The organism is Serratia sp. Ag1 (genome assembly GCF_000743355.1).
Taxonomy (GTDB): Bacteria; Pseudomonadota; Gammaproteobacteria; order Enterobacterales; family Enterobacteriaceae; genus Chania.
Genome location: NZ_JQEI01000015.1, coordinates 200,833 through 210,786, shown reverse-complemented (window position 1 = coordinate 210,786; position 9,954 = coordinate 200,833). Strand labels below are relative to the sequence as shown.

The window sequence follows — 9,954 nt, the reverse complement described above, 5'->3', positions numbered from 1 at the left end:
CGGTTACACCGTGGACTATTTCGGTTGGGATGGCGGTTTCATGGTGATGATTGGCGGCAGCATCGGCGCAGTATTACTGCTGCTGTTGACCATGATCAGCGAGAAAAAGCATCACGAAGAAATTGCAGCCAAGCGTCGTGGTTAATTGTCACATTGCTTTGGCATGATCGAAGGGCTGCTCTGCGGCTTTCAGACTGCTGACAAAGTCAGATATTAGGGAGAGCGTGCCGAAGGGGTCGTAGCGGCGTAAGCCGCCGGAGCGCTCCTAGGTGCGATAGGCCCGGGTATCTCAGGCTCAAAGACCACTTTTGTCATCAATCTCAGGGCCGCTCTGCGGCCTTTTTAGTACCCCTATAACATGGAGAATAATTGAATGCGGACTCAAGTTAAAACCCTGTTGGCAGGGCTTATTCTGGCTACCTCAATGACCGGCATCGCACAAGCGGTAGATAAAGTGGTTATCGCCCACCGTGGTGCCAGCGGTTACCTGCCGGAACACACGCTGCCAGCCAAAGCGATGGCCTTTGCCATGGGCGCAGACTATCTGGAACAAGACGTGGTGATGACCAAGGATGATCAACTGATCGTTTTACACGATCACTTCCTTGATCGCGTGACCGACGTGGCACAAAAATTCCCCGATCGCCACCGTAAAGATGGCCGCTATTACGCCATTGACTTCACCCTGCCGGAAATCAAGTCGCTGAAGTTCACCGAAGAGTTCTTGGTCAAAGACGGCGTACAACAGCAAAAATTCCCTAACCGTTTCCCTATGTGGAAATCTGATTTCCATATCCACACGCTGCAGGACGAAATTGAAATGGTTCAGGGGATGAACCACTCAACCGGCAAAAATGTGGGTATTTACGTCGAAACCAAAGCCCCTTGGTTCCACAAGATTGAAGGCAAGGATATCTCCAAAGCCACGCTGGAAGTGTTGAAATCCTACGGTTACACCAAAAAAGATGACAAAGTTTACCTGCAGAGCTTCGATGCACCGGATTTAGAGCGGGTGAAAAAAGAGTTGCTGCCTGCTATGGGCATGGACATCAAGCTGGTACAGCTGATCACCAATACTGGCGATCAGAAGGTGAGCGAAACGATGGTGATCCACCCGGATGGCAGCCTGACACCGTACAGCTACGATTGGATGTATGAACCCGGCGCGGCGGCCAAGCTGGCCAAATATGCCGATGGCATTGGCCCGTGGTATCCAATGATTGTGAAAAGCACCTCCACCCCTGGCCACATTGAGCTGACCACCTTGGCGAAAGAAGCCAAGCAGCAGGGCTTGCAGATCCACCCGTACACCTTCCGTGCCGATCCTGGTCAGGTTCCGGCCTATGCCAAGGATTTCAACGACATGCTGAAGATTTTCTATATTGATGCAGACGTCGACGGCGTATTCACCGACTTCCCGGACAAAGGCGTACAGTTCCTGCAACAGCACAAGCTGCACAAATAACTCCGGCTGGCCCCGCCCACTGGGTGGGGCTTTTCAACAGCCTGAAACAGCCCCAATCCCTTGAAAGATGGCAGCTATGATGGAAGGATACCCACGATGATGATTAATCGGGGGGATAATCCATGGAACGTTCGGTATTATTGCAGCATCTCAAAACGTCATGTTACGCCTTATCGGCGATTGTACTTACCGGCTGGGTCACCGATGCCTTGAATGAAGGGCTGATTTTCAAGATGGTGCTGCGCTTTTTCCGCCCGGATGACGTTGAACGTTATTCCCATCCGTTCAACGATTTAGTCAGCTTCTTTATCTGGTTTATCCCGTTAATTTTTACGACGCTGCTACTGTTATTTGCTTCGGTCATGACATTGCATCATGTCAAAAAACCGCACCTTTACCGGGTGACCAAAAGAAAGCCGCTGCTCTACTGCCCGCAGGTGGTGGGTGCCCCTCAGTTGGAACATTTGCCCTTATTCTTGCAAACCTATCAAACCGCAGAAAAATTATCCCTGCTGATTCCAGAAGCGTTACAGCAAGAATATAAAAAAACGCTGGCGAACCTGGCGGGGGAGAGAAATTATGACCTCCATCCGCTGAAAGAAAATGACGATCTACAAAAAATAGCGCTCGAACTGGAACTGTGGGTCAAAAAAGCCTTGAAAAACAGGCAACAGGAAAACCCTACACCGCTGTTTTTTGATATTACCTATGCTTCGGCCATCCACAGCAGTGCTGCTTTATTTTGCAGTCTGGATCAGGATATGGAACTCATTCAAGCAACGCCTGAAGGCACATTGTATTCCTACGATTTGGTCTGCAAAGTTCAGGAATGAACCGCCATCACAGTTGCCCATGCAACCGGGCACGGAACGAAGGTGCCAGCAGATAATCCATGCACCAGCGGCTGACTTTGCCCATGCCATCCGAACGGGCCGCCAGAAAGATCTGCGTGGCATGTTTGTGTTCCTGCATCGATTTTTTGACTAATGCCCCACAGTTCAGCAGCGGCAAAGCCAAGTGGTGCGGCACATAACCGATCCCCACATTACGCTGGATAAGCTCAATAGCGGTGGCGAAATCAGGCACAAACATCGGTTTTTGCCCTTCCAGCAACCATGCCTGCTGCGGCACAAAGTTGACGGCGGTATCGCGAATGCACATTGCCGAATAGTGCCGCAGTTCATTGTTCTGTAGCGGCAAAACCTGGGTTGCCAGCGGATGCTCTGGCCCAACGACAAAATCCCACTCCAGATGGCCGATCGACTCACTGATAATCCCCTCGGTGCTGGGCACCGCATGCGGAGCGCCAATCACCAAGTTGGCCCTCTTGCTATACAGCGCATCCCAGCAGCCGTTATACACTTCGGTATCAATGGTCAGCCGGGTGGAGGGAAACATCACTTCAAATGCACACACAAACTCGACGATCGCCGAACGGGGGATAATATTGTTCACTGCAATCGTCAGTTCCTGTTCCACACCACTGTGAATCAGGGCGGTATTGCGCTGTAGCGCATCCAAATCATTGAGGATGGTTTTGCTGTGTTCGATAAAGTATTCACCCGCCGGGGTGAGTTCGATATAGCGGCCTTTACGCAGGAAAAGCTCAACGCCAAAGCTCTCCTCTAATTTTTTAACCGTATAGCTGATCGCGGAAGGGACTTTGTTCAGGTGTTCAGCGGCGGTAGTGATGCTCTGGTATTTGGCAACCAGATGGATGACCCGCAATGTCTCGTCGGAGATAAACATAATGATTCCCTGAAGCTGCCTGAGAGGAGACTGCCAGCTTACACGCTGGCAGTACGTCATTATGTTGCATTATACCCATCATCCTTCAAGTTGCATGGGTACAAACTTGCAGCCTACACCGCGTTGAAAAGCTATTTAATCCGGCTCAACAGCGCATAACCCACGCAGGCCACCAGAATCGAGTCTACCGAAGGGATGGTGGTCAGAGTAAATATCCCTTTGACCGTCATAAAACCCACCGCAGAGCCCAGAACCCAAGCAACAAACGTCAGCAGCTTGATCTGCGGTTCCGCCGCCAGCACGCCTTCCTGATAACCATTGCGGCGATAGAGGAAGAAATCGGCGATATAGATACCGGCCACTGGCGGGGTCGCGATGCCCAGAAACAGCAGGAACGGAATAAACCAGCCCATGATATCCATACTGCCGACAATCGCCGACAGCACGCCCAGCGCCAGCGTGATCTGCCATTTCGGGAAACGGGTTAACAGCGTCGAGACCACCAAAGTGCCCTGGAACATATTACCGGCGTTGCCAGTGATGCAGGCAAACACCAGTAACAAGGCTGCCGGTAATACCGAACCGAATACCGCCATCGCTGCCAGCAGTGAGCCTTGCCCGCTCAACGCGCTCGGAGTGGCTCCCACCCAATACAACAGCGGGTAAGCGATCAGGAAGGTGGTAAATGCACCGATCAGCGCATGCTTGCGGTTATGCACAAAGCTGCCGAAATCGGGCAACGTAGCGACGAGTACAATGATCGTCCCCACCACGGTAGAAACCGCCACTCCCGTATCCATACTGCCCACGCTTTGCGCCAGTTCCGCCTGACCGTTCATCGCCACATACAGGATATAGCACAGCACCAGCGCGATAATTGGTACCGCGATCTGCGCTACCTTGCCGAGCACGGCAAAACCGAACGCGGTAGATGCCACAAAAATACAGCACCCCACGGCCACCAGCAGCGGTGTTGGTAGCTCCAGCCCATGCTGGGCTAATAGATCGTGTACCGAATGGCCGAACATGTTGGCGGTTACCGCAATCCAGCCAAACAGGCTGATCGCCATCAGAATATTGATCGCCACCGCACCGCGTTCGCCAAAGGGATATTTCACAATACCGTAGGTCGGTAAACGTGCTTTTTCACCGACGCTGATGGTGATGGCAGCCAACACCGCCAGAATAATCCCACCCAATCCTACCACGGTGAGCAACTCTGAACGGGAGAGCTGGTTACCAAGGCTGGAAGAAGAAAGCAGCACCGGGGTGACCGCAATCCCCAGTAAGATCATCGCAATATGAAAGCCGGACGCAGTACTGACGTTTTCATCCGTTTTACGCATAGATTACTCCTATGGAGCTGTATCAGGCTGGCCCCACACCGTGCCGCTGGCGTGGGGCGGCCTGAAGGTTTAGCCACTCATTCTGTGAAAGTTTCACCGGTATACTGTCGCCAACCGCCGCACTCGGTAATTTCCTTTTGCCCGGCCACCAGCCAAGGCTCTGCCAGCACGCCCAGCACTTCGCTGCCGTCCTGCAGTTTCACCTTACCGATCGACAGCCCAGCTGGCTCACTCAGCAGCAGGGTGGCAAACGACGCCATCGGCAGTTCCCAGATTTCCAGCGCTACCGAAACGCCGCCTTCCATCACCCGGATCATGCCAGGGTGGCGATCGTTAATACTCCACAGCCGATAATGGGCATCGGTTTGATCTTCACGCACGAAAACCCCACCGGCTCCGGTCATATTGCCGTTCAGCTCCAGGCCGCGCATCAGGGTGCCGTTTACGGCCACCAAAGTAGTCTGACTCATTATGCTAATTCCTTAATAGTTATGGCTTAATCCAAGTACCGGTCTGGTGATTGAGGGCCGCTTTAATCGCCTGCGGGCTGGTGATCAACCCTTGGCCGTTCTTGCCCTGCTGCTGACTGCGGGTGACAAAACCCAGGATGGCTTCGACTTTCGGCTGCATGCTGCCTGCCCCAAATTGCCCCTGCCGCAGTAATTCTTCAGCCTGTTCAATGCGTAACGAATCCAGCCATTGCTGCTGCGGTGTGCCAAAGTTGATGGCCACCTGCTCAACGCCGGTTGGGATCATCAACAGATCCGCCCCGAGCTGCTCTGCCAACAATGCCGAAGCCAGATCTTTGTCGATCACCGCTTCCACACCTTGCAATTGCTGATGCTCATCGCGGATGACCGGGATCCCGCCGCCGCCACAGGCGATCACAATGCAGCCCTGCGCCAACAGTTGGCTAATCACTTCGCGCTCGATAATCTCCAGCGGCTCAGGCGAAGGCACCGTGCGTCGCCAGCCGCGACCCGCGTCTTCCATCACCGTCCAGCCCAGTTTCTGCTGGCGCGCTAACGCCGTCTCCCGATCGAAGAATGCCCCTACCGGTTTGCTTGGGTGCTGGAAAGCGGCATCATCGGCGCTGACCAAGGTTTGTGTCACCAGCGCCACCACGGGGCGCTGAATGCCCCGACGCTGCAGCTCATTGTGCAGCGCCTTCTGGAACATGTAGCCAATCGCACCTTGGGTATCACCCACCGCATAATCCAGCGGCACCGGGGCCACTTCTTCTGCCGCCAACTCGGAACGGCGCAGGATAAACCCGACCTGCGGCCCGTTACCGTGGGTCAGTACCAGATCCCAACCGGCTTCGATCATCTCAACCACGTGCCCGACGGTTTCCATCACCGCCTGATACTGATCGGGAATACTGTTTTGCCGATCGTTCTGAATCAACGCGTTACCACCAACGGCAACCACGGCTAAAGGTTTGCTCATGCTTTTTCTCCCGCTGGCAGTGACTGGGCCAGTGCCTGAATAGCCTCGACGAAACAAGGCATCGGCGCGGTAGTAATACCGGCACCAATCTGCCCAACCCCCGCCTGTTTGTGGGCGATACCGGTATTGATCACCGGCAGGATCTGGCGATCAGCCACCTTACGCGCATCGATCCCCGCCGCAGTTGGTGCAAAGTTAAGCGCAGGCAAGGTGAATGCCGGGTTAGCACCCACGGTAATCGCCTGCATACGGCGGCTGTTATTGGTGGCATCGGCTGGTGTCCCGCCGACAAACTTGACGATGGCCGGTGATGACGCCATAGCAAAGCCACCGACACCGGCGGTTTCAGTAATCGCGCTATCGCCGAGATCGGCTGCCGCATCTTCTACACCGTAGCCAGGGAAGAACAACCCTTCCACCGCGTTAGCCGGGGCCTGGAACCAGCGATCGCCCGTGCCGGACAGGCGGATACCGAAATTAACGCCGTTGCGCGCCATCACGGTGACCATCGAGCTGTATGGCACGCCAGTAGCCGCATCCATCATGGCTTTACAGGCGGCCATCGACAGGTTGAGGAAGAAGTGATCGTTACCGGTAATAAACGCCACCACGTTTTGCAGCGTGGCTACTGGCAGATCGCAGGCCAGCAACGCCGGTACCAGGCGCTTGATCAACAGCCCGGTCGCCGCCGCATTACGGTTGTGAACCTCATCCCCCATGTGCAGCGCTTGCGCCATCAGTGGTTTCAGTTCCAGTTCGCCAATCTGGCGCACCGCGGCTTTCAGCGCCGGGGCCAATTCCTGCTGCATCCAGCGCAGACGTTGCAGCACTTCTTCATTGTTGGCACCAAAGCGCAGTACCTTCCCCAAACCTTCGTTGAAGTTGCTGAACGCACGCTGGCCGTTGGTTTTGTTTTCAATCACCCACAGCGGCATGGATGGGCTGATGATACCGGCCATCGGGCCAACCGCCTGATGATGGTGGCAAGGCTCCAGTTCTACCTTGCCTTCGGCGATCAGACGTTCAGCGGCCTGATGGTCGGCAGCCCAACCTTCAAACAGCACAGCGCCGACAATCGCCCCTTGCACCGGGCCACACATGTCCGGCCAGGCAATCGGCGGGCCGGAATGCAGGATCAACTTGCGCTGGGCCATGGCCGGAATGGCTTCGGCGGCGCTCATCACATCGATCAGCACCGGTTGGGCGCTCAGGTAACGTTCGAAAGCGATCTGGTTGGCCTGCTCCACCAACGGGTGGCGAATCAACGCGGCCAGGTCCAGCCCAGCTTGCACGTCGCCCAACGCAGGTGGTTGCCAGCTCAAGGCCACCACGTCGCCATTGGCCTGTTTCAGGTTATCGGCAAAGCCGGTCAGCCCGGCATTCACCACTTTCAGTGGTTGCTGGAATAATGGATTCATGCTTTTTCTCCGTTTTTCTCTGCCTGAGTGCGGGCCACCAGACTGGCCCACATCGCCGCTTGGGCATTGCAACCCGCAATCAGTACGCCCGCCTGGCGCAAAGCATCTATCTGGCGTGAGCGCTGTTGCGGGTCGGCCTCGGTGCCACAAACATGGGCAATCAGTAACGGCCTGGATGGGCTCTTGTTCTGGCTCAACAGGGTGAGCAGTTCAGTAGCAGGATCGGCTGCCGCGCCGTAGCCCAGCACCAGATCAAACAGCACCACCGCCGTCTCGGCATCGTTCAGTTCCGCCACAATGCGCTGGTTGCGCAAGGTAGGGTCGATCATCGGGTGCGGCCTGCCACGGGTGAAATCGTCGTCGCCCATGTCGATCAGCGTATGGCCCTGACTGCGCCAGATATCCGCCAGCGTGGTGTTGCCTTTGACCGGCGTATTCGACGCCGCGCTGAACCCCTGTTGTTGGCACAGCAGTTGGCTTTCATAGCAGAAGGTGCCACCGGCAAACACACCGCGAATGTAACGGCGGGTAGCTGGCAGTTGCGTACTGGCGTTTTGCAGCAACCCTCGATCTTCTGGTGATATCGCCGTCACCGTAGCCGGTGCGGATGTGCCGTTAGCCAGCGCGACCGCCAGCCCGGCGGCGTCAGCCAAGGTGGCGGAGGCGGTGATCCCTGGGCGAGCGACCTCTTCCGGTGCCGCCCCCAGGAAGTTGACTACCACCGGTTTTCCACAAGCTTGCGCCTGCTCGAGAATCCGTTCGGCCACCGGACGCGCTGGTGGCTTGGAGATCAACACAATCACCTGCGTCGCCGGATCGGCGGCCAATGCCTGTAGCCCGTGCAACATAGAAATACCGCCGATCTCTTCATGCAGATCGTGGCCACCAGTACCAATCGCCTGAGAAATACCCGCACCCAGTTGATCGATACGGCAGGTCACTTCCTGTACGCCGGTGCCTGAAGCGCCAACGATGCCGATCGCACCGGGCTTCACCACGTTGGCGAATCCCAATGGCAAACCATTGATGATCGCAGTGCCACAATCTGGGCCCATCACCAAACGGTTCTTGCTCTGGGCCAGCAGCTTGATCTGTTTTTCCTGCTCCAGGCTGACGTTGTCGCTGAACAGCATCACGTTCATATCCAGATGCAGGGCTTTGATCGCTTCGGCTGCCGCGTAATCACCGGGTACGGAGATCAGTGCCAGATTGATGTCGGGCTGTTGCTCAGCGGCCATTTCCAGGCTGACTAACTGTGGTGCGCGCACGCCTTCGCTGCTGCTTTCGGCGGGTTTGCTGTTCAGGCGCTGGTGCGCCAGTTCCAGCGCGGCAACGCAAGCGGCTTCTTCGCCACGCACGGCAATGATCAGATCGTTCGGCCCGGCCTGGCAGCCGTTATCCAAACCGGCATCACGCAGTTGGCCCAGATTGGTGGCGGTTCCCATCACCACCGAGGCTTGTTCAATGCCAGGGAGTTGGCTGATTTGCGCCGAAATCTGCATCAGCGACACGGAATCCTGATAGAGATTGGCAAAAACTTTATGCATTACACTCATAGCGGTTACCTGTACGAGATCTGCCCACCGGTTAACAGCAGGCAAAAGGGTTTTTCAGCATATTGAAATTAATCGGTTCATCTTGCTGGGAGCGTGCGTCTTAACGTCCTCAAGCCATGTAACAACCCGGCCAAGCAATCCACACCGGAAGAAGCACCAAACTGCATCACCTGCCATGCCGCCGCCTGGATCTCACTGGCCTGTACTTCCGTCGTCCCCAACAGCAGCATCAAATCGCAAATCGGCTGCGAAACATGGCCTTCCAGCGCACGCGCCAGATAATGGCGGCTAATGTCATTGGTGCGTGATAGCTGGCTGCCAATGATGTTGCGCAGTGCGGCATCGTGCTCGGCGATGGCAGGGTGCTGCCGCCACGGCCACAGTGCCGTCAGATACCCTAATAAGTAGTCATCACCATCCGGCGTCAACCCGCGCCCGAAGCCGATCAATGCGGTGACTTCTGCCGTCAGTTGCGCTTGGCTGTCGGTAACATCCAGCGTGACCGCCCGCGTGGACGGCCCCATTCCCGGCAACAGTTGTAGATCGCTTTCAACCTGCTGCTGCTGGCAATATTGGCTCAGTTGGCTGGCAAGCACTGCGTAATGACGCAGCACCTGCTGCGGTTCGGGAGTAAACTCACCCGATAACCACAGCTGCGGATGCCAGCAGGTGCTCTGGTTTACGGCTATCCCCCAGAGTTCGCTCTGCAATATGCCGTTGGCAAACCGGACGCTTTGCCCTGCCTGCAGGTGATAACGCCAATCCCAATTGCCGGGCAGCGCAACGCGGATCGCATCCGGCAGGTTCTGGTTATCGTGGCTCAGAATTGAGAGCAGATAACCGTCGGGATGACGCAGGTTCAACGAGCGCTGAAAAACGCTGTGTACCTGAAGTTGATCCCCTTCGGCCAACCGGCTGGCAGCCAGATATCCCACAGAAAGCACCGGGAAAAACAGTGGCTGCCCCATGAT

Annotated in this window: 9 protein-coding genes and 1 pseudogene; 3 read left to right on the top strand and 7 right to left on the bottom strand. The window is 55.9% G+C overall.

Going from position 1 to position 9,954, the window contains the following annotated elements; all coding sequences use genetic code 11:
• The 3 genes and pseudogenes from glpT to IV04_RS10120 form a co-directional block, all read left to right on the top strand.
• Positions 1-145, top strand: a pseudogene (gene glpT / locus IV04_RS26070) (glycerol-3-phosphate transporter); the annotation flags it as partial.
• Positions 146-373: 228 nt separating this feature from the next.
• Complete coding sequence (gene glpQ, locus IV04_RS10125; protein ID WP_037403669.1) at positions 374-1,465, top strand: glycerophosphodiester phosphodiesterase; 1,092 nt, start codon at positions 374-376, stop codon at positions 1,463-1,465.
• 122 nt (positions 1,466-1,587) lie between these two features.
• On the top strand, positions 1,588-2,298 hold the full coding sequence (locus tag IV04_RS10120; protein ID WP_037403670.1) for a hypothetical protein: 711 nt from the start codon (positions 1,588-1,590) through the stop codon (positions 2,296-2,298).
• A gap of 7 nt (positions 2,299-2,305) precedes the next feature.
• On the opposite strand, the gene IV04_RS10115 is transcribed toward IV04_RS10120, so the two are convergent.
• From IV04_RS10115 to IV04_RS26550, 7 genes are all read right to left on the bottom strand, one after another.
• On the bottom strand, positions 2,306-3,214 hold the full coding sequence (locus IV04_RS10115) for a LysR substrate-binding domain-containing protein (protein ID WP_037403672.1): 909 nt from the start codon (positions 3,212-3,214) through the stop codon (positions 2,306-2,308).
• A 131-nt stretch (positions 3,215-3,345) separates the two neighbouring features.
• Positions 3,346-4,560 carry a cytosine permease gene (locus IV04_RS10110; RefSeq protein WP_037403673.1) on the bottom strand — a complete coding sequence of 405 codons (1,215 nt, stop codon included), beginning with the start codon at positions 4,558-4,560 and terminating at the stop codon, positions 3,346-3,348.
• Between the two features lie 77 nt (positions 4,561-4,637).
• Positions 4,638-5,030 carry a hypothetical protein gene (locus IV04_RS10105; RefSeq protein ID WP_037403674.1) on the bottom strand — a complete coding sequence of 131 codons (393 nt, stop codon included), beginning with the start codon at positions 5,028-5,030 and terminating at the stop codon, positions 4,638-4,640.
• A 19-nt stretch (positions 5,031-5,049) separates the two neighbouring features.
• Positions 5,050-6,009, bottom strand: coding sequence for a carbamate kinase (gene arcC / locus IV04_RS10100; protein WP_037403675.1), 960 nt, complete (start codon positions 6,007-6,009; stop codon positions 5,050-5,052).
• Positions 6,006-7,427, bottom strand: coding sequence for a DUF1116 domain-containing protein (locus IV04_RS10095; protein ID WP_037403676.1), 1,422 nt, complete (start codon positions 7,425-7,427; stop codon positions 6,006-6,008). The genes arcC and IV04_RS10095 overlap by 4 nt, the downstream gene beginning before the upstream one ends.
• Positions 7,424-8,983: an acyl-CoA synthetase FdrA gene (gene fdrA / locus IV04_RS10090; protein WP_037403677.1), complete on the bottom strand. Its 1,560-nt coding sequence runs from the start codon at positions 8,981-8,983 to the stop codon at positions 7,424-7,426. The genes IV04_RS10095 and fdrA overlap by 4 nt, the downstream gene beginning before the upstream one ends.
• A gap of 77 nt (positions 8,984-9,060) precedes the next feature.
• Positions 9,061-9,951, bottom strand: a complete 891-nt coding sequence (locus IV04_RS26550; RefSeq protein ID WP_037403678.1) for a DUF2877 domain-containing protein — start codon at positions 9,949-9,951, stop codon at positions 9,061-9,063.
• Positions 9,952-9,954 lie beyond the last annotated feature (3 nt).

Bases quoted from the DNA above. Each gene is read 5' to 3' on its own strand.
- glpQ (WP_037403669.1), top strand. From the start codon at position 374: ATGCGGACTCAAGTTAAAACCCTGTTGGCAGGGCTTATTCTGGCTACC.
- IV04_RS10120 (WP_037403670.1), top strand. From the start codon at position 1,588: ATGGAACGTTCGGTATTATTGCAGCATCTCAAAACGTCATGTTACGCC.
- IV04_RS10115 (WP_037403672.1), bottom strand. From the start codon at position 3,214: ATGTTTATCTCCGACGAGACATTGCGGGTCATCCATCTGGTTGCCAAA.
- IV04_RS10110 (WP_037403673.1), bottom strand. From the start codon at position 4,560: ATGCGTAAAACGGATGAAAACGTCAGTACTGCGTCCGGCTTTCATATT.
- IV04_RS10105 (WP_037403674.1), bottom strand. From the start codon at position 5,030: ATGAGTCAGACTACTTTGGTGGCCGTAAACGGCACCCTGATGCGCGGC.
- arcC (WP_037403675.1), bottom strand. From the start codon at position 6,009: ATGAGCAAACCTTTAGCCGTGGTTGCCGTTGGTGGTAACGCGTTGATT.
- IV04_RS10095 (WP_037403676.1), bottom strand. From the start codon at position 7,427: ATGAATCCATTATTCCAGCAACCACTGAAAGTGGTGAATGCCGGGCTG.
- fdrA (WP_037403677.1), bottom strand. From the start codon at position 8,983: ATGAGTGTAATGCATAAAGTTTTTGCCAATCTCTATCAGGATTCCGTG.
- IV04_RS26550 (WP_037403678.1), bottom strand. From the start codon at position 9,951: ATGGGGCAGCCACTGTTTTTCCCGGTGCTTTCTGTGGGATATCTGGCT.